The organism is Bacillus sp. 5w2 (genome assembly GCF_054353775.1).
The window spans coordinates 15,099-35,346 of the sequence record NZ_JBTIWT010000031.1 but is presented as its reverse complement, the minus strand read 5'-3'; the positions used below and the strand labels follow the sequence as shown (position 1 = coordinate 35,346).

The 20,248-nt window shown below is 35.9% G+C and carries 20 protein-coding genes and 2 tRNA genes; all 22 read left to right on the top strand.

What is annotated here, in order from left to right; all coding sequences use genetic code 11:
• Positions 1-185 precede the first annotated feature (185 nt).
• The 22 genes from veg (at position 186) to spoIIE (ending at position 20,134) form a co-directional block, all read left to right on the top strand.
• Positions 186-446 (top strand): biofilm formation stimulator Veg, encoded by a 261-nt coding sequence (gene veg / locus ACXY7N_RS29530; RefSeq protein WP_016085310.1) that lies wholly within the window; start codon positions 186-188, stop codon positions 444-446.
• Between the two features lie 91 nt (positions 447-537).
• The gene (sspF, locus tag ACXY7N_RS29525) at positions 538-717 is read left to right on the top strand and encodes an acid-soluble spore protein SspF (RefSeq protein ID WP_001985066.1); all 180 of its coding nucleotides are present in this window, start codon (positions 538-540) and stop codon (positions 715-717) included.
• 196 nt (positions 718-913) lie between these two features.
• Positions 914-1,783, top strand: a complete 870-nt coding sequence (gene ispE, locus ACXY7N_RS29520; RefSeq protein ID WP_033659608.1) for a 4-(cytidine 5'-diphospho)-2-C-methyl-D-erythritol kinase — start codon at positions 914-916, stop codon at positions 1,781-1,783.
• A gap of 54 nt (positions 1,784-1,837) precedes the next feature.
• Positions 1,838-2,686 carry a pur operon repressor gene (gene purR / locus ACXY7N_RS29515; protein WP_000702481.1) on the top strand — a complete coding sequence of 283 codons (849 nt, stop codon included), beginning with the start codon at positions 1,838-1,840 and terminating at the stop codon, positions 2,684-2,686.
• A 125-nt stretch (positions 2,687-2,811) separates the two neighbouring features.
• Positions 2,812-3,186 carry a RidA family protein gene (locus ACXY7N_RS29510; RefSeq protein ID WP_016085308.1) on the top strand — a complete coding sequence of 125 codons (375 nt, stop codon included), beginning with the start codon at positions 2,812-2,814 and terminating at the stop codon, positions 3,184-3,186.
• A 152-nt stretch (positions 3,187-3,338) separates the two neighbouring features.
• Positions 3,339-3,632, top strand: coding sequence for a septation regulator SpoVG (spoVG, locus tag ACXY7N_RS29505; protein WP_000454042.1), 294 nt, complete (start codon positions 3,339-3,341; stop codon positions 3,630-3,632).
• 324 nt (positions 3,633-3,956) lie between these two features.
• A complete protein-coding gene (gene glmU, locus ACXY7N_RS29500; RefSeq protein WP_000071036.1) occupies positions 3,957-5,336 on the top strand; it encodes a bifunctional UDP-N-acetylglucosamine diphosphorylase/glucosamine-1-phosphate N-acetyltransferase GlmU in 1,380 nt (459 codons plus the stop codon).
• Between the two features lie 18 nt (positions 5,337-5,354).
• The gene (locus tag ACXY7N_RS29495) at positions 5,355-6,308 is read left to right on the top strand and encodes a ribose-phosphate diphosphokinase (protein WP_000107420.1); all 954 of its coding nucleotides are present in this window, start codon (positions 5,355-5,357) and stop codon (positions 6,306-6,308) included.
• A gap of 72 nt (positions 6,309-6,380) precedes the next feature.
• The gene (gene pth / locus ACXY7N_RS29490) at positions 6,381-6,941 is read left to right on the top strand and encodes an aminoacyl-tRNA hydrolase (protein ID WP_080118137.1); all 561 of its coding nucleotides are present in this window, start codon (positions 6,381-6,383) and stop codon (positions 6,939-6,941) included.
• Between the two features lie 70 nt (positions 6,942-7,011).
• Positions 7,012-7,236, top strand: coding sequence for an anti-sigma-F factor Fin (locus ACXY7N_RS29485; RefSeq protein WP_016085305.1), 225 nt, complete (start codon positions 7,012-7,014; stop codon positions 7,234-7,236).
• Between the two features lie 105 nt (positions 7,237-7,341).
• The gene (gene mfd, locus ACXY7N_RS29480; protein ID WP_098560837.1) at positions 7,342-10,872 is read left to right on the top strand and encodes a transcription-repair coupling factor; all 3,531 of its coding nucleotides are present in this window, start codon (positions 7,342-7,344) and stop codon (positions 10,870-10,872) included.
• Between the two features lie 135 nt (positions 10,873-11,007).
• Positions 11,008-11,544, top strand: a complete 537-nt coding sequence (gene spoVT, locus ACXY7N_RS29475) for a stage V sporulation protein T (RefSeq protein ID WP_000648312.1) — start codon at positions 11,008-11,010, stop codon at positions 11,542-11,544.
• Between the two features lie 232 nt (positions 11,545-11,776).
• A complete protein-coding gene (locus tag ACXY7N_RS29470; RefSeq protein ID WP_098560836.1) occupies positions 11,777-13,378 on the top strand; it encodes a putative polysaccharide biosynthesis protein in 1,602 nt (533 codons plus the stop codon).
• 12 nt (positions 13,379-13,390) lie between these two features.
• Positions 13,391-14,851 (top strand): bifunctional methyltransferase/pyrophosphohydrolase YabN, encoded by a 1,461-nt coding sequence (yabN, locus tag ACXY7N_RS29465; protein ID WP_016085302.1) that lies wholly within the window; start codon positions 13,391-13,393, stop codon positions 14,849-14,851.
• Positions 14,852-14,865: 14 nt separating this feature from the next.
• Positions 14,866-15,141, top strand: coding sequence for an RNA-binding S4 domain-containing protein (locus tag ACXY7N_RS29460; protein ID WP_001234876.1), 276 nt, complete (start codon positions 14,866-14,868; stop codon positions 15,139-15,141).
• A 58-nt stretch (positions 15,142-15,199) separates the two neighbouring features.
• Entirely contained in the window at positions 15,200-15,508 is a 309-nt protein-coding gene (gene yabP, locus ACXY7N_RS29455) for a sporulation protein YabP (RefSeq protein WP_001059101.1), read from the top strand.
• On the top strand, positions 15,505-16,158 hold the full coding sequence (gene yabQ, locus ACXY7N_RS29450; protein ID WP_016085301.1) for a spore cortex biosynthesis protein YabQ: 654 nt from the start codon (positions 15,505-15,507) through the stop codon (positions 16,156-16,158). The genes yabP and yabQ overlap by 4 nt, the downstream gene beginning before the upstream one ends.
• On the top strand, positions 16,155-16,514 hold the full coding sequence (divIC, locus tag ACXY7N_RS29445; RefSeq protein ID WP_016085300.1) for a cell division protein DivIC: 360 nt from the start codon (positions 16,155-16,157) through the stop codon (positions 16,512-16,514). Before yabQ ends, divIC begins: the two co-directional genes overlap by 4 nt.
• Before the next feature lie 87 nt (positions 16,515-16,601).
• Positions 16,602-17,084 carry a S1 domain-containing RNA-binding protein gene (locus tag ACXY7N_RS29440; protein WP_016085299.1) on the top strand — a complete coding sequence of 161 codons (483 nt, stop codon included), beginning with the start codon at positions 16,602-16,604 and terminating at the stop codon, positions 17,082-17,084.
• Between the two features lie 160 nt (positions 17,085-17,244).
• Positions 17,245-17,318: transfer RNA gene (locus tag ACXY7N_RS29435), tRNA-Met, on the top strand.
• A gap of 13 nt (positions 17,319-17,331) precedes the next feature.
• A tRNA-Glu gene (locus ACXY7N_RS29430) sits at positions 17,332-17,403 on the top strand.
• A gap of 259 nt (positions 17,404-17,662) precedes the next feature.
• On the top strand, positions 17,663-20,134 hold the full coding sequence (gene spoIIE / locus ACXY7N_RS29425) for a stage II sporulation protein E (protein WP_016085298.1): 2,472 nt from the start codon (positions 17,663-17,665) through the stop codon (positions 20,132-20,134).
• The last annotated feature ends 114 nt before the right edge of the window (positions 20,135-20,248 follow it).

Below are 20,248 nucleotides of genomic sequence, written 5' to 3'. Positions count from 1 at the left end.
GGATAAAAAGAGACAAGAACGCACAGACTACATAATGATACTTTTACAATATAGTATTTCTTCTATCTATTCGAACGCATGATGCTTTTATAATGATATTGTCTGTGAGTTGCGGTTAATAATTGGGATAGATATATCGTATTTTAAGTGTTCAATCTAAATTACAGCGAGGTGTAGCAAGGGATATGTCAAAACGTTTAGATGATATTAAAAACGAATTAGATCACCATCTTGGACAGAGACTGATGTTAAAGGCGAATAGTGGGAGAAGAAAAACAGTAGAACAATCAGGTGTACTTGCAGAAACGTACCGTTCTGTTTTTGTTGTACAATTGGATCAGCAAGAAGATGCGTTGCAACGTGTATCATATAGCTATGCGGATGTTTTAACAGAGACAGTAGAATTAACATTTTATGGTGAACCTCATAATGAAGTGATTTTATAATTCATGTATCGTTACATAAATTCCCACAAATGAAAAGCTATATTATTTTGCATACTAATTATACCGTAGCAAAATAAGGAGGGACTCTGCATTGAGTAGACGAAGAGGTGTCATGTCAAATCAATTTAAAGAAGAGCTTGCAAAAGAGCTAGGCTTTTATGATGTTGTTCAGAAAGAAGGATGGGGCGGAATTCGTGCGAAAGATGCTGGTAACATGGTGAAACGTGCTATAGAAATTGCAGAACAGCAATTAATGAAACAAAACCAGTAGTTGTAAGATACTTTCTATGCTACGGTAGCCGAGGAGTGATTCCTCGGCTTTTTGTACTCGAAAAGGTGCCATCATTTTACATAAGTAGTTTCATTCTGAATGCTTTTCGTTATAATTAGGGAAGTGTCATCGTCTTACTATAAATTTATGGTAAAATAAACGATAAAAGATTGAGTACATAGAGTGGGTGAATAGATTGAAGCTACTAGTGAAAGCACCAGCAAAGATTAATCTGTCGTTAGATGTACTGGGAAAAAGACAAGACGGATATCATGAAGTGAAAATGATTATGACAACAATTGATTTAGCGGATCGTTTAGAACTAATGGAATTAGCAGAAGACCGTATTGAAATTTTATCCCATAATCGGTATGTCCCAGACGACCAAAGAAATTTAGCTTATCAAGCAGCGAAATTATTAAAAGAGAAGTTTAATGTGAAAAAAGGCGTATCTATTACTATTGAAAAAACGATTCCAGTAGCAGCTGGATTAGCAGGTGGAAGTAGTGATGCAGCAGCGACATTACGTGGCCTTAATAAATTATGGAATTTAGGGCTTACAATTGATCAGTTAGCAGAGCTTGGCGCAGAAATCGGATCAGATGTATCGTTTTGTGTATATGGTGGGACAGCAATTGCCACTGGAAGAGGAGAGCAAATAGAGCATATAAAAACTCCACCTTCTTGTTGGGTTATTTTAGCAAAACCACATATTGGTGTATCTACTGCTGATGTGTATGGAAATTTAAAGTTAAATCGAGTTACACATCCAAATGTAGATAAAATGGTTAATGTCATAAATGCTGGGGACTACAAAGGGATTTGTGATACTGTTGGTAATGTTTTAGAAGAGGTAACGTTTGCGATGCATCCTGAAGTTGCACGTATTAAGTCACAGATGAAGCGATTTGGAGCAGATGCCGTATTAATGAGTGGAAGTGGTCCAACCGTATTTGGTCTTGTGCACCATGATTCGCGAATGCATCGTATATATAACGGATTAAAAGGATTTTGTGAACAAGTATACGCAGTACGTTTATTAGGAGAGCGAGAAACGCTTGAATAAAGACGTATAATACGTTATGATTTGTTTAGAATATTCGTGATTTGAGGTGAGAGTATGAAAATTAGACGAAGTACAAGATTAGTCGATATGACGTATTACTTGTTACAAAACCCTCGTCAGCTAGTTTCTCTCACTTTTTTTGCTGAAAGGTATCAATCAGCTAAGTCTTCCATTAGTGAAGATTTAGTTATTATTAAGCAAACGTTTGAACAACAAGGGGTCGGCACATTGCAAACGGTACCAGGAGCAGCAGGAGGAGTGAAATATATACCATATATAAGTGAGGAAGAGGCAGATTTAATTATTGGTGAGCTTTGTAGCTTATTTGAAAATCCAGATCGTATTTTGCCTGGTGGTTACTTATATATGACAGATCTTTTAAGTAATCCTCGCCATATTAATGGCGCAGGTCGTTTGTTTGCTTCTGTTTTTGCTAGACAACCAATTGATGCGGTTATGACGGTGGCAACGAAGGGGATTCCACTAGCTTATGCAGTGGCAAATTACTTAGATGTACCGGTAGTAATTGCAAGGAAAGATAATAAGGTAACAGAAGGACCAACTGTTAGTATTAACTATGTATCAGGTTCTTCTAAGCGAATTCAAACAATGACGTTAGCAAAGCGTAGCCTTCCAGAAGGATCAAATGTTTTAATTATTGATGACTTCATGAAAGCTGGCGGGACAATTCAAGGTATGATGAGTATGTTAGAAGAGTTTAAGGCTAATGTTGTTGGTATTGGTGTATTAGTAGAATCCACGGACATTGAAGAAAGATTAATTAATAATTTTGTATCATTAATTCGTCTTTCAGAAGTTGATGTGAAGGAAAAAGCGATTCAAGTGGAAAAGGGAAACTATTCACTGGCACCATTTGATGAAGGGCTTGTAGAGGCTGAGTAAAAAGGTAAAGCAGATAGCTTTATCTTTTTTTTTATTCTATTTATAAATTATAAAATAGATGGACAAACTGCTTTTCGTGCACTATTTTTAAAGAGTAAAAATAAATAATAAAAGGGTGGAAAAACATGAAAGTTGTTCAAACAAACAATGCACCACAAGCAATTGGACCATATTCACAAGGGATTATTGTAAATAATATGTTTTACAGTTCAGGACAAATTCCGTTAACTGCAAGTGGAGATCTTGTAGCAGGAGACGTAACAGTACAAACAGAGCAAGTATTTCAAAATTTACAAGCAGTATTAGAAGAAGCTGGGGCTTCATTTGATACAGTAGTAAAAACAACAGTATTCTTAAAAGATATGGATGATTTTAATGCTGTTAATGAAGTATACGGCTCTTATTTCTCTACTCATAAGCCAGCTCGTTCTTGTGTACAAGTAGCAAAATTACCGAAAGATGTTTCAGTTGAAATCGAAGTAATTGCCCTAGTTAAGTAATTCTTTGTAAGCGATAACCTCTACTAATCTCTATATTCAATTACATTAAAAATTTTTATCTTAAAAATTTTTAAAAAATTAAAGGGAAAATAGAAATTTTGTGGAATTTATACAAATATATCGCTTATTTAGAAAAGGGTGGTGAACACAAGATGGAAGTGACTGACGTAAGATTACGCCGCGTAAACACAGAAGGCCGCATGAGAGCAATCGCCTCTATTACTCTAGACCATGAATTTGTTGTTCATGATATTCGTGTAATTGATGGTAATAATGGATTATTTGTAGCAATGCCAAGTAAACGTACTCCAGATGGAGAGTTCCGTGACATTGCACATCCAATTAATTCTAATACACGCTCTAAAATTCAAGATGCGGTTTTAACAGAGTATCACCGTTTAGGCGAGTTAGAAGAGGTTGAGTTTGAAGAAGCAGGCGCTTCGTAAAATTCGAATGAAAAGGGCTTTTTAAAGAAATCCCTATAATTTTGTAGCAAACCCCTGTAAGCATTTACAGGGGTTTGTTTTTTTATGGTTTTATATTGCATTACATCCAGAAAATTCGAAATTCATTAAGGTGAAGAGAAAAAACTTCTAATTTTTTCAAAATCATTTTAAATAGTATAGCTTATTTCTTAAAAAAGATACTAAAGAGTAAAACATCTTATAAGAATTATGGTAAAATTTAATAGTTAAAATGTGTTTCTTGAAATATATGCTGATTTAGGATAATATCGTTAATGGATAAATAGGTTGCGATGGAGGGTCTATATGTCAAACAGATTTGCAGTGATTCTAGCTGCAGGTAAAGGCACACGTATGAAGTCTAAGCTATACAAAGTGCTTCATCCTGTATGTGGAAAACCTATGGTACAACATGTTGTCGATCAAGTATCTCAATTAGGCTTGCAGAAACTTGTAACAGTCGTAGGACATGGTGCTGAAATGGTACAAGAACAGCTAGGAAACGTAAGTGAGTTTGCATTACAAGCAGAACAACTTGGTACAGCACATGCTGTAGATCAAGCTGCAAGTGTACTTGCAAATGAAGAAGGAACAACTTTAGTTATTTGTGGTGATACGCCGCTAATAACTGCTGAAACGATGGAAGCATTGCTTCAGCAACATAAAGAGGCAGGGGCAATGGCAACGGTGCTAACAGCTTACATAGAAGAACCTGCTGGATATGGTCGTATCGTTCGTAATGAGAACGGTCATGTTGAAAAGATTGTTGAGCATAAGGATGCAAATGAGAAAGAATTAGCTATTAAAGAAATCAATACAGGTACGTATTGTTTTGATAATAAAGCTTTATTCGCTTCACTTTCTAAAGTTTCAAATGATAACGTACAAGGTGAATATTACCTGCCAGATGTTATCGAGATTTTAAAAAATGAAGGTCATATCGTATCAGCTTATCAAACAGAGCACTTCGATGAAACGTTAGGTGTTAACGACAGAGTCGCTCTATCGCAAGCGGAAATTATTATGAAAAACCGTATCAACCGAAAGAACATGGTAAATGGTGTTACAATTATTGATCCAAGTAACACTTATATTTCTGCTGATGCAATTATCGGTAGTGATACAGTTCTTCATCCAGGAACAATTATTGAGGGTAATACTGTAATTGGTTCTGATTGTGAAATTGGACCGCACACAGTAATTCGCGATAGTGAAATTGGAGATCGTACGACAATTCGTCAATCTACTGTACATGATAGTAAACTTGGTACAGAAGTATCGGTTGGTCCATTTGCACACATTCGCCCAGATTCAGTTATTGGAGATGAAGTGCGCGTTGGAAACTTCGTGGAAATCAAAAAAACTGTTTTTGGTAATAGAAGTAAAGCTTCACACTTAAGTTATATCGGGGATGCGCAAGTTGGAGAAGACGTGAATCTTGGTTGTGGTTCAATTACGGTGAACTATGATGGCAAGAATAAATTCAAAACTGTGATTGGTAACGGGGTATTTATTGGATGCAATTCAAATCTTGTTGCGCCAGTAACAGTTGAAGATGGTGCTTATGTGGCAGCGGGCTCTACAATTACAGAGAATGTTCCATCAAAAGCATTATCAGTAGCACGTGCACGTCAAGTTAACAAAGAAGACTATGTTGATCAATTGCTGAATAAGAAAAAATCATAATGTGGAGGGTTAATCTAGATGTCGACTCAATATCTAAATTCTAATTTGAAAGTATTCTCTTTAAACTCTAATAAGGAACTTGCTGAGCAAATTGCAAAGCACATTGGAGTAGGACTAGGAAAATGTTCTGTTGATCGTTTTAGTGATGGAGAAGTTCAAATTAACATTGAAGAAAGTATCCGTGGTTGCGATGTATTCATTATTCAATCTACAAGCTTCCCAGTAAACGAACATATCATGGAATTACTTATTATGATCGATGCATTAAAGCGTGCATCTGCAAAAACAATTAATATTGTTATTCCTTACTATGGTTATGCGCGCCAAGACCGTAAAGCGCGTTCTCGTGAACCAATTACATCGAAACTTGTAGCAAACTTGCTTGAAACAGCAGGTGCAACTCGTGTAATCACTCTAGATTTACATGCTCCACAAATTCAAGGGTTCTTTGATATCCCAATCGACCACTTAATGGGTGTACCGATTCTTTCAGATTACTTTGAAACAAAAGGTCTTAAAGATATCGTAATCGTGTCACCTGACCACGGTGGGGTAACTCGTGCTCGAAAAATGGCAGATCGCCTAAAAGCACCAATCGCTATTATTGATAAGCGTCGTCCTCGTCCGAACGTATCAGAGGTAATGAACATTATCGGTAATATCGAAGGTAAAACAGCAATTTTAATTGATGACATCATTGATACAGCTGGTACAATTACATTAGCAGCAAACGCTCTTGTTGAGAACGGTGCTTCTGAAGTATATGCTTGCTGTACACACCCAGTATTATCTGGTCCAGCAATTGAGCGTATCCAAAACTCAAATATTAAAGAGTTAGTTGTAACGAACTCTATCGTATTACCAGAAGAGAAGAAAATCGACAAAGTACATGAACTTTCAGTTGCTCCACTAATCGGAGAAGCAATCATTCGTGTATACGAAGAAGAATCTGTAAGTGTATTATTCAATTAATTGGATAGAATGAGACGTAACCAAGATTGGTTACGTCTTTTCGTATCGAAAAGAGAAAGTAGTGGTACAAGAATGAAATTGATAGTAGGACTTGGGAACCCGGGTAGAGAATATGAATTAACAAGGCATAATATTGGATTTATGGCGATTGATGAACTTGCAAAGCGTTGGAACATTTCTTTAAACGAACAAAAATTTAAAGGAGTATTTGGTGCAGGATTTGTTAATGGAGAAAAAGTAATCTTATTAAAGCCACTTACATATATGAATTTATCTGGGGAAAGTATTCGTCCGCTCATGGATTACTATAAAATTGATGTAGAGGACTTCGTTGTTCTGTACGATGATTTAGACATCCCTGTAGGTAAATTACGCCTTCGTATGAAAGGTAGCGCGGGTGGACATAATGGTGTGAAGTCAACAATTTCACATTTAGGAACACAAGAGTTTCAACGTATCCGCATGGGAATTGATCGTCCGAAAAATGGAATGAAGGTAGTAGATTACGTATTGGGACGTTTTACATCAGAAGAAATTCCGGATGTCGATCATTCTATTGAAAAAGCAGCGGATGCATGTGAAGAATGGTTAAATAAACCTTTTCTTCAAATCATGAATACTTTCAATAGTTAAGGATATGATTAGGAATATTTTGTTTTATTTTTACCCATACTAGTAGTAATTGGATATTTAGGAGGCTAGTATGGAAGGGTATTATTATTGCAGACATTGCGGGAGTGATGTAGGCTCCGTTACTGCAGAAAAAGTATATAGCGACGTTTTATTTCAACTAACAGAGCAAGAAGTAGTAGAGATGATTCATTTTCATGAGAATGGAAATATATATATAAAAACGATTTGTGAATCGTGTCAAGAAACGCTCGCATCTTATCCTGAGTATTATGAATATGAAAAATTTCTGCAATAAAATGTTGTCGCTTTGGCATGTCCAAAGCATTTTTCTGTTTTCTTTTTCCGAAATATTTGCATAAAATATAATGGCTTGCTCTTTATGTTGAGAGGAGTTTTGAAAATGATAGGTTTATTAGAGCAATTTTATAAAAATGAAGAGATCCAATCTGTTATTAATGGATTAGAAGATGGTTTAAAAGAGCAACTTGTATCAGGTATGGCAACCTCTTCTCGTTCGTTATTAATGGCGGCTTTATATAAAAAAACAAAAAAATCACAACTTATTGTGACGCATAATTTATATCAAGCACAAAAAGTGCATGAAGATTTAGTGGCGTTACTTGGTGAAAAAGATGTATGGCTATACCCAGTGAATGAATTGATAGCATCAGAACTTGGTGTTGCAAGCCCAGAATTAAAGGCACAACGTATTGAAGTATTAAATCGTTTAGCTGCAGGAGAGAGTGGGGTTATTGTAGCACCAGTTGCAGGACTACGCAGATTTTTACCAATGAAAGAATTGTGGAAGCAAAGGCAAATCGAAATCAATCTAGGGCAAGAGATTGATTTAGATACATTCTTGCACACTTTACATCATATTGGTTATGAGCGTAAGTCGATGGTAGAAGCTCCAGGGGAATTCAGTTTGCGCGGGGGAATATTAGATATTTATCCATTAACTGAAGAATTACCATTTCGTATTGAATTTTTCGACACAGAAGTCGATTCTATTCGATTATTTGATGTGGATGAACAGCGCTCTCAAGATAAAAAAGAACGTGTTAGATTTGGTCCAGCAACAGAGTTTTTATTTTCACAGGAAGAATTGAAATCGGGAATTAAGCATCTTGAGGAAGGCTTGACTAAGACGATGCAAAAACTTTCCGACGATAAATTGAAGACTACAGTGCTTGAGACGGTAAGTCATGAAATTGAGATGTTAAAAAACGGGCAAAGTATAGAACAGATGTTTAAATATTTATCTATTTTCTATAATGAACCTGCTAGTCTGATAGATTATTTACCAGAAGATGGTATTGTGATTTTGGATGAGATTTCTCGTATTCAAGAAACAGCATCACATCTTGAAACAGAAGAGGCGGAATGGTATATATCACTTCTTGGTGAAGGAACAATTATTCAAGATTTATCTTTCTCTCACTCGTTTGAAGAATTTCTTCATAATAAAAAAAGAAGTTTTGTATATTTAACTTTATTCTTGCGTCATATAGCACATACACATCCGCAAAACATTGTGAATGTGACATGTAAAACAATGCAAGATTTCCATGGACAGATGCAGTTGTTGAAAACTGAAATTGATAGATGGAACGAAGGGCATTTTACGACTGTTGTGCTCGGCACAGATGATGAACGTGTAAAAAAACTACAACATATTTTAAGTGATTATGATATTGAGGCAGATATTGTAGAGGGCACAGATATATTATTGCCTGGAAGGTTACAAATTGCTGTAGGTGATTTACATGCAGGATTTGAAATGCCGATGCAAAAGCTTGTTGTCATTACTGAAAAAGAGCTTTTCCATAAGAAAGTTAAAAAATCACAACGTAAGCAAAAGTTATCTAATGCTGAACGTATTAAAAGTTATTCGGAATTAAAAGTTGGAGATTATGTAGTTCATGTAAATCATGGTATAGGTAAATTCTTAGGTATCGAGACATTAGAGATTAATGGCGTTCATAAAGATTATTTGAATATTAAATATCAAGGCAATGATAAGTTATACGTTCCAATTGAACAAATTGACCAAGTGCAAAAATATGTAGGATCTGAAGGTAAGGATCCAAAAGTTTATAAATTAGGCGGAAATGATTGGAAGAAGGTCAAAACGAAAGTTGAAAAATCTGTACAAGACATTGCGGATGACCTAATTAAACTATATGCTGAGCGTGAAGCTTCAAAGGGTTATGCATATACACCAGATACGGCAGAACAACAAGAATTTGAATCTTCTTTCCCATATCAAGAGACGGAGGATCAATTACGTTCTATTGAAGAGATTAAAAAAGATATGGAACGCGGACGTCCGATGGATAGGCTTCTTTGTGGTGATGTAGGATATGGAAAGACGGAAGTAGCTATTCGTGCGGCATTTAAGGCAATTATGGATGAAAAACAAGTTGCAATTTTAGTGCCGACAACAATCCTTGCACAACAACACTATGAAACAATTCGAGAGCGTTTTCAAGATTATCCAATCAATATAGGATTATTAAGTAGATTCCGTACGAGAAAACAGCAAAATGAAACAATTAAGGGCTTGAAAGATGGTACGGTAGATATTGTAATCGGAACACATCGTATTTTATCTAAAGATGTTACTTATAAAGATTTAGGGCTTCTTATTATTGATGAAGAACAAAGATTCGGTGTAACGCATAAAGAAAAAATTAAACAATTAAAAGCAAATGTTGACGTATTAACATTAACGGCAACCCCGATTCCGCGTACACTTCATATGTCTATGCTGGGTGTGCGTGACTTATCTGTTATTGAGACACCACCAGAAAATCGTTTCCCAGTCCAAACGTATGTAGTAGAGTATAATCCAGCGTTAATGCGAGAAGCGATAGAACGAGAGCTTGCAAGAGGTGGGCAAATTTACTTCTTATATAATCGTGTGGAGGATATCGAACGAAAAGCAGATGAAATTTCGATGTTAGTTCCAGACGCGCGTGTAACATATGCACATGGGAAAATGAACGAAAGTGAATTAGAGTCTGTTATGCTATCGTTTTTAGAAGGGCAGCATGATGTTCTTGTAAGTACAACAATTATTGAGACGGGTGTAGATATTCCGAATGTAAATACGTTAATTGTATTTGATGCAGATCGTATGGGATTATCACAGTTGTATCAGCTTCGTGGGCGTGTTGGGCGTTCTAATCGTGTTGCATATGCCTACTTTGCATACAAACGTGATAAAGTGTTATCGGAAGTTGCAGAGAAGCGTCTGCAAGCGATTAAAGAATTCACAGAGCTTGGGTCTGGTTTCAAAATCGCAATGAGAGATTTATCAATTCGTGGTGCAGGTAACTTGTTAGGAGCCGAACAACATGGATTTATTGATTCTGTCGGATTTGATCTGTATTCTCAAATGTTAAAAGATGCAATTGAACAGCGTAGAGGAACAGATGGAGTTGAAAATACAGTTAATGTTGAAATTGATTTAGAAGTAGATGCATATTTACCAGATGCTTATATTTCAGATAGTAAACAAAAAATTATGATGTATAAACAATTTAGAGGTGTTTCTGCAATTGAGGATATTGAAGAGTTGCAGGAAGAGATGATAGATAGATTTGGTGATTACCCGCAAGAAGTTGGTTATTTATTACAAATTGCAAATATTAAAGTATTAGCAATGAAAGAAAAAATTGAATTAATTAAGCAAAATAAATTTGAAGTAACAATCTTGTTCTCAGAACAAGCAAGCCAAAATATTGATGGTGGAAAATTATTCATGCTTGGAAATAGCTTCGGTCGTATGATCGGTCTTGGAATGGAAGGATCACAATTGAAGATTGTTATGAAAACGAATGGTTTAGAGACATCAAAATGGTTAACAATTGCTGAAAATTTATTAAAAGGCTTACCAGATGTAAAAAAAGAAGTAATAAATGCCTAATATAAGATAAAAAATACAATTCGACGTGCATAGAAGAACTAATGTGTAAAATACTATGTCTAACAGTTGGTGATTTTTACATGAACAGGTAAATTCACCACTTTGATCATCAGTAGAAAGTGAGGCAGCATTAGAATGAAAGCAACTGGAATCGTACGTCGAATTGATGATTTAGGTAGGGTAGTAATCCCGAAGGAAATTCGTAGAACTTTACGTATTCGAGAAGGAGACCCACTAGAAATATTTGTTGATCGCGATGGAGAAGTGATTTTGAAAAAATATTCTCCAATTAGTGAACTAGGTAATTTCGCAAAGGAATATACGGAAGCTTTATACGATAGCTTAGGACATAATGTGCTTGTATGCGATCGTGATTCTATTATCGCAGTAGCAGGCGTATCTAAAAAGGAATACTTAAATAAAAGTGTTGGCGATTTAATTGAGAAGACAATGGAAGAGCGTAAGTCTGTAATTATGACAGATGAAAGCGAAATTTCAATTATTGATGGAGTAACAGAAAAAGTGAGTTCCTATACAATTGGCCCGATTGTTGCGAATGGGGATCCAATTGGAGCTGTTGTTATCTTCTCTAAAGAGGCTATTATAAGTGAAGTAGAGCATAAGTCAGTAAATACAGCTGCAAGCTTTTTAGCGAAACAAATGGAGCAGTAAGGCTATATCGAATTTTAGAAGTAGCAATCTTTCCTAATTATGATATTTCTTCTTGAGAAATCAATTATTTGGAGATATATGTATATTGAATGAAGGTAGCGCTTTGCTACCTTTTTTCGTTGAACATTTCTATCGTTGCGCGAACGTATTATTACTCGTGTAGGCAAGGAAGCTTGTCCTTTTCTTTATGATATAATACGAGGGGTGAGAATAGAAAAAGGAGTTTTCTTGTATGGAATCGAGGAAGTATCAAGCCTTTTGGCGTGGGGCTATTATATTAACAATCGCAAGTTTTGTTACAAAGGTATTAAGCGCTTTTTACCGTATTCCATATCAAAATATAGCGGGTGATATTGGTTTTTATATTTACCAACAAATTTATCCGTTTTATGGATTTTGTTTAATTTTAGCTACTTATGGGTTCCCCATTATAATTTCAAAAATGGTTGCGGAACGATTAGAGCGAGGGAAAAAACAAGAAGCAGAAGAAATTATTTGTGTATCTTTTTGGTTTTTATTAGGGATTGGTTTCATAGGCTTTTTTACATTGTTCTTTGGTGCCGAAGCAATTGCAACAGCCATGGGCGATATACACTTAGATAAGCTATTACGTGTTATTTCCTTTTCATTCATATTGATGCCGTTTTTATCTGTAGCAAGAGGGTATTTTCAGGGGTTTAATAATATGGTGCCAACAGCTGTTTCGCAAGTGATAGAACAAACAATTCGCGTTTCTATTATTGTATTTTTATCTCTATTCCTCATTGCTCACGGATTTGATTTATATACAGTCGGTGCAGGTGCTATGTTAGGCTCAATCGCAGGCGGATTGGTTGGGATTATCGTACTTGTACTTTATATGCGTCATGACTTTCGTTCCATATTCTTTAAAAGTGTAAAGAGAATTAGAGGGAAAAAGAGGATTATTAAGATCCTGTTTTGGCAAGGACTGGCGATTTGTGTTAGTAACTTAGTGCTTATTTTTATACAAATGGCCGATTCTGTTTCCTTCTATTCTTTACTTATTGGGGCAGGAGAGCAAGCTGAAAGTGCAAAGGTATTAAAAGGTGTGTATGACAGAAGTATCCCACTTATGCAATTAGGTACTGTTGTGACAACTTCTTTCTCGTTGTCACTTATTCCAATTATTACAGCGGCGAAGGAAAGAGGAGATCTTACCTTTATTCGAGAAAAGGTAAAGTTAGCAATGAAAATAACATTTGTTATCGGATTTGCAGCGGCCATTGGATTAACTTGTATTATTCAGCCTACGAATATTATGTTGTTTGAAAATAATAATGGGTCAGATGTTTTATCCATTTTATCTTTATCTATTTTATTTAGTTCATTGTCGATTACAACTGCTTCTATTTTGCAAGGGTTAGGACAAATATTAAAACCAGCGATATTCGTTATATTTGGAGGTTGTTTAAAGTTAGCTTTAAACTATATGTTAATGCCGTATTTTGGTGTGAAGGGAGCTGCAATTGCAACACTAGTTGCGTTAATTGTAATTTCTTTGCTAAATAGTGCATTACTTATGCGAGCTGTATCAGAGTCGCTTATCGATAAACGGAATATGTTAGGTGTAGTTATTAGTGGTATCGGTATGGGATTTGTATTAATAATGTTTATGCGTGTATTGAAAATGTCTGGATTAGTAATTGATACGGAACATAGAGGAATTGCGACACTTGAGGCGTTGTTAGGTGTAGCTATCGGTGGATTAACATATGTGTTTTTAATTTTAAAATTACGTGTATTTACAAAAGCGGAAATAGGAACCGTTATGAAAAAAGAGAAAAAAGAAGGTTCATTGAAGAAGAGTGGATAGAGGTGGCAGGTTGTGAGTGGAATCATTACTATTTTAGGATTAGGTGCTGGTGAGTTAGATCAGTTAACGATGGGTGTATATCGGAAAATAAAAGAAGCAGATCATATGTTTGTTAGAACGAAGGAACATCCCGTTATAGAAGAGTTGGAGAAAGAAGGTATACAATATACAGCCTTTGACAATATATATGAAGCACATGATACATTTGAAATTGTATATGAAACAATTGCGAATACATTGCTAGAACAAGCTGAAGGCACAGAAATCATCTATGCCGTTCCAGGACACCCGCTTGTAGCGGAAAGAACGGTTCAGCTACTGTTGGAAAAAGGTGAAGCAGCGAATGTTGAGGTGCGAATTGAAGGTGGACAAAGTTTCCTTGATCCGATGTTTGCAAGTCTAAAGATTGATCCGATTGAAGGATTCCAATTAATTGACGCCACATCATTTGAAAGAGGACAATTAGAATTACGTCAACATTTAATCTTTTGCCAAGTTTATGACGCATTCGTTGCATCAGATGTGAAATTAACATTAATGGAGATGCTACCAGATGATTACGAAGTGTATATCGTAACAGCTGCAGGGACTTCATTTGAACAAGTTAAAAAGGTACCATTGTACATGTTAGATCATGAAACCGAGTTGAATAATTTAACGAGTGTGTACGTACCACCAGTTCAGGAACGTGCGTCCTTGTATCAACAGTTTGATGTGCTTAGAGAAATTATTGCAGACCTTCGTGGACCGAATGGTTGTCCGTGGGATAAAAAGCAAACACATCAATCTTTAAAGAAGTATTTAATTGAGGAAGCTTATGAAGTGTTGGAAGCAATTGATGAAGAGGATGATGATCACTTAGTAGAAGAACTGGGTGATATATTATTACAGGTTATGTTACATGCCCAAATCGGAGAGGACGAAGGTTGGTTCTCTATAGATGATATTATTCGAACTTTATCTGAGAAAATGGTTCGTCGCCATCCGCATGTATTTGGGAATACGGATGTAAATAATGCCGATGAAGTAATTGCTAATTGGGAAGAAATTAAAAAACAAGAAAAAGGATTCGTGAAAGAATCTGTTTTAAATGGAGTTCCAAAGAGCTTACCACAGTTACTACGTGCTTATGAAATTCAGAAAAAAGCTGGTAAGGTTGGTTTCGATTGGGTTGATGTACAACCGATGATAGAGAAAGCCTTAGAAGAATGGCAAGAGTTCCAACAAGAAGTTATAAACATGGATGAGGCGAAGATGTTAGGTGAATTTGGCGATTTACTATTTGCGTTTGTTAATATAGCTCGTCATTATAAAATAGATCCAGAAGAGGCGTTACGTTCAACTAATGAGAAATTCGTTGGTCGTTTCTTATACATGGAAGCAAAGGTAGCTGAAATGAATAAAGAAATGCAAGATTTATCATTAGAGCAGTTAGATGTTTTATGGGAAGAGGCAAAACAAACAGAGCGTTAATAGGGGGATTTCATATGCGTCTAGATAAGTTTTTAAAAGTATCACGTTTAATTAAAAGAAGAACATTAGCGAAAGAAGTAGCTGATCAAGGAAGAATATCAATTAATGGTCAAGTGGCAAAAGCGAGTTCAGATGTGAAAGTAGCTGATGAATTAACAATTCGTTTTGGGCAAAAAATAGTAACTGTAAAAATAAACGAATTGAAAGAAACGACAAAAAAAGAAGATGCAGCAAATATGTATAGCTTAGTTCGTGAAGAAAAAGTAAAGGCTGAAGAAGGCTTGTTCTAAAATCAATTATTCCTTCATACATTACTATTAGCTAGTATAAATGTATGGGGGGATTTACGTGAATAATGGTTACTCACCTATGTCTTCTAATCAACAAAATGTTTCTGTAGAGCATGATATTATTATGCGTGGCAGGCGTGTAATTGATATTACCGGTGTAAAGCAGGTAGAGAGTTTTGATAGCGAAGAGTTTTTACTTGAGACCGTAATGGGCTTTTTAACAATTCGTGGTCAAAATTTGCAAATGAAGAATTTAGATGTAGAAAAAGGTGTTGTATCGATTAAAGGGAAAGTTCATGAGATGCTGTATATTGATGAGAATCAAGGGGAGAAAACTAAAGGTTTCTTTAGTAAGTTGTTTAAATGAGTCTAACAATTCAGTTGTATACGATGCTCTCAATGATTGGAATGGGTGCTTGGATTGGGGCATCTTTAGATACATACCAACGATTTTTAAAGCGTCAGGAACGCAAACGTTGGCTTGTATTTATACATGATATACTATTTTGGATTGTCCAAGCATTATTCGTTTTTTATGTATTGCTGCTCGTAAATGAAGCTGAATTACGTATATATGTATTTTTGGCATTATTATGTGGTTTTGCGGCGTATCAAAGCTTATTGAAAGCACTATACATGAAACTGTTAAATTTTCTCATCTATATTTTTATGCAAACAACACATTTTTTTGTTCAAATTATAAAGCTACTCATGATAAAACCTGTTATTATTATAGCGCAGCTATTTATTGCATTTATATTATTCTTATTTCGTATACTGCTTTCAATTGGACATGTGTTATGGAAAATGGTGATTTGGATATTACTTTTCATATGGAAAGTTTTTTTCTGGCCTGTTCGATTTATTGCTTCGCTCATATGGAAACTTCTCCCTAATCGTGTTAAACTTTTTATAATGAAACATGTAGGGTTCCTGCAATATATAGCAAAATTGAAGGGACACATCTTCCAATTATGGGAGCGTATAAAAAAGAAGTTAGGGGGACCTCGAAAATGAGGGAACTGAGACAAAGAACAATCGAAAAACAGAGTCCAAATCCTGTTAAAAAGCATATAATACAAACGGATGAGAACAGGAAGCGACTTTATCGCCGTTTAGCGGTTTTTCTTGTCTTTGCTTTTACAATTATTGCGAGTATTAGTGTAACGTTTTATCAACAAAACAGTTCCATTAGAGCAAAAGAAGCAAAAGTTAAGGACATGAAAAAAGAACTGGATTCATTAACGAATAAAGAAAAAAGTCTAAAAGACGAAGTTCAAAAGTTAAATGATGAAGAGTACGTATTAAAGATTGCTAGAAGGGATTATTTCTTCTCTGGAAAAGGGGAGATAATTTTTCCTGTTTCTAAGTAGAGTATGTCTTATTGACACTATATTTTAGGATTATATATAATAAAGTAAAATTTGACTTTTTAACCACTAAGGAGGAGCATTTTTTTTATGTCAATCGAGGTAGGCAGCAAGTTACAGGGTAAAGTAACAGGTATTACAAATTTTGGGGCTTTTGTGGAGCTGCCAGAAGGCTTAACGGGTCTGGTTCATATTAGTGAAGTTGCTGATAATTATGTGAAAGATATTAACGATCACTTAAAAGTAGGCGACCAAGTAGAAGTAAAAGTTATTAACGTTGAAAAAGATGGTAAGATCGGTCTATCTATTAAAAAAGCGAAAGAGCGTGAAAAAACAGAAGGAGATCGTCCACGTGGTGAATACCAACGCGGTGGCGATCAACAACGTTCTGGACGTCCACAACGTAATCGTTCTTTCAACAGAGATAACCGTGGCGGCGGTAACGAACGAGCACCAAAAGAAACATTCGAGCAAAAGATGGCACGTTTCTTAAAGGATAGCGAAGATCGTTTAACTTCTTTAAAGCGTAACACAGAATCTAAACGTGGTGGCCGTGGCGCACGTCGCGGATAATCAGAACGTTTAATTCTTAGTATATAGAGAGGTGCCCAGGGCGATTGCTCGGGGTACTTTTTTATATGTGAAAATATATTTTTAAAAAAGTTTTCGAGATGTGTTGACTTTAAATTATATCTGAGGTAAGATACTAATTGTCCGTTAAATAAGACGACATGGCGGTGTAGCTCAGCTGGCTAGAGCGTACGGTTCATACCCGTGAGGTCGGGGGTTCGATCCCCTCCGCCGCTATATTTAATTTAACGGCCCGTTGGTCAAGTGGTTAAGACACCGCCCTTTCACGGCGGTAACACGGGTTCGAATCCCGTACGGGTCATCTAAAAAGATCATGCAAATTTGCATGATCTTTTTTTGTTAAATAAATTAAGACATACAACACTTCTACAAAATCACCCTATATTTTCTGAATGTTCTATTAAATTACTAAGAATAAATTACATACCGTGTATATATGTAGAGTTATTTCGAATAAAAAGTCGAACGATTATAAAAGTGAAAACTGTTGTTTTGACAAAAATCCCAATAATCATCTTTTATAATGACAGTAATTAAACTATGCAGGTGGTGTTAAAAATATGCCTAAAGCAGGAAGGAATACTATGAATACAAGTGCATTGGCAATGAATGAGAGTCAGCTTGGAGCAGTAAAATGGACGAGTAAGTTGCGAATGAAGTTTGAGCAAGTTTTCTTTAGATGGGGATTTATTATTGTTGTTATTGGTTTTCTTTTGGGACGAGCATATATATTAACAAACATTTTACCGTTTGCACTGCCGTTTTTTGCTGCTGTTTATGTTATGAAGCGGGATAAAATGCCGCTCGCGTTCTTGGCTCTGATGGGGGGCGCACTTTCAGTTTCGATAGATAATTTATTCTTTACCTTTGCATCTATTTTTACTTTCTTCATTTATAATATCTTCTTTAGTCGGTTTACACGTAAAACTGTTGGACTTGTTCCGTTCCAAGTATTTATCTCCGCATTAACCGCACATTTAGTTGTTGTATATTTTGCGCAACAAACTGTCACCATGTACGATTTACTCGTTAGTACGATTGAGGCAGGGCTTAGCTTCGTATTAACTATGATATTTTTACAAAGTGTTCCGCTTTTAGTAGAAAGAAAGGGTAAACAACAAGCGCTAGAGACAGAAGAAATTGTTTGTTTAATTATATTACTAGCATCTGTTTTAACAGGTACAACAGATTGGTTTGTATATGACGCGTCTATTCAACATATTTTTACTAGGTACTTAGTGCTCGTGTTTGCATTTATCGCGGGGGCTGCTACAGGATCTACAGTGGGGGTCGTCACTGGATTAATATTAAGTTTAGCAAATGTCTCCAGTTTGTCTCAACTTAGTCTGCTTGCTTTTTCTGGGTTGCTTGGTGGTTTGTTAAAAGAAGGGAAGCGTTTAGGTGTTAGTTTAGGTTTATTAATTGGGACAAGCTTGATTACGCTATATGTAGACAAGCAAACAAACATTGTGACAACTTTAATTGAATCTGGTGTAGCAATTGCTTTCTTCTTATTAACACCGAAACTTGTTATGGATCGTATTGCTAAATTTATGCCAGGCACACAGGAACATTCACAAGATCAACAACAGTATTTAAGAAGGATGCGTGATGTTACAGCAAATAAAATCAATCAATTTGCCAATGTATTTGCTGCTTTATCTAATAGCTTTTCTGTATATGGATATGTGGAGGAAGAAGATAAAGAGACAGAAGCAGATTTATTCTTAAGCACAATTACTGCAAAAACATGTCAAACATGCTTTAAAAAGGACCAATGCTGGGTAGTTAATTTCGACAAAACGTACGATTATATGAAACAAATAATGAGTGAAACGGAAGAGGGGACGTTGCAACATAATCGCAAGTTAGTTCGTGAGTGGGACAAGCATTGTGTGAGAGGGAAGAAAGTGACGGATTTAGTAGCAGGTGAATTAGATCACTTCTATGAGGGGCAAAAATTACGAAAACAAATGAAAGAAAATCGTAGAATAGTAGCGGAGCAACTATTAGGTGTATCAAAAGTTATGGAGGATTTTGCTAAGGAGATACAAAGAGAGCGAGAAAATCATCAAGTGCAGGAAGAACAGATTCTGCAAGCGTTTCGTGATTTTGGTGTAGAAGTAGAGCATGTTGATATTTATTGTTTAGATAGAGGAAGTATTGATATTGAAATGTTGATTCCAGTTGCATCTAATGAACATGGAGAGTGTGAAAAGCTAGTTGCGCCGATGCTTTCTGATATTCTAAAGGAAAATATTGTTGTTAAACATGAAGAGAAATCTTCTTATCCGAACGGCCACAGCTTAATATCATTTGGCTCAGCAAAAACGTATTCTCTTGATACAGGGTTGGCCACAGCTGCAAAAGGCGGTGGGTTTGTTTCAGGTGATTCTTATGCGATGATGGATTTAAGTGTTGGTAAATATGCGCTTGCAATTAGTGATGGTATGGGTAATGGGCAAAGAGCTCATATGGAGAGTAAAGAAACGGTAAAATTATTACAAAAAATACTTCAATCAGGCATTGATGAGGAAATCGCGATTAAGTCTATCAATTCTATTCTTTCTTTAAGAACAACAGAAGAGATGTTTACGACGTTAGATTTAGCTATGGTAGATTTGCGAGATGCAAGTGCGAAATTTTTAAAGATTGGCTCGACGCCGAGTTTTGTTAAACGCGCGAATAATATTTTGAAAATTGAGGCAAGTAATTTGCCAATGGGAATTATTGAGGATGTTGAAGTTGATGTAGTGGGTGAACAATTAAAAACGGGCGATATTCTTATTATGATGAGCGATGGAATTTTTGAGGGAGCACAACATGTGGAGAATCATGAACTATGGATGAAGCGGAAAATTAAAGAGTTACAAACCGAAGATCCGCAAGAAATTGCTGATATCATTATGGAAGAAGTGATTCGCTCTGGTGATGGTTATATAAATGACGATATGACTATTGTTGTGGCGAAAGTGAAGAAAAATATGCCGAAGTGGGCTACAATTCCAATTGTAGGAATGCAGGCGCAATAAAGTGAAACTTTAATAAGTGGGGGGCTTCATCCCCCGCTGATTATCAGCCCGCACCAATCGGGCTTTTACGGGCAGTTGATTCCCCCTAACTAACTTCTTTGCTTTCGCTGAATT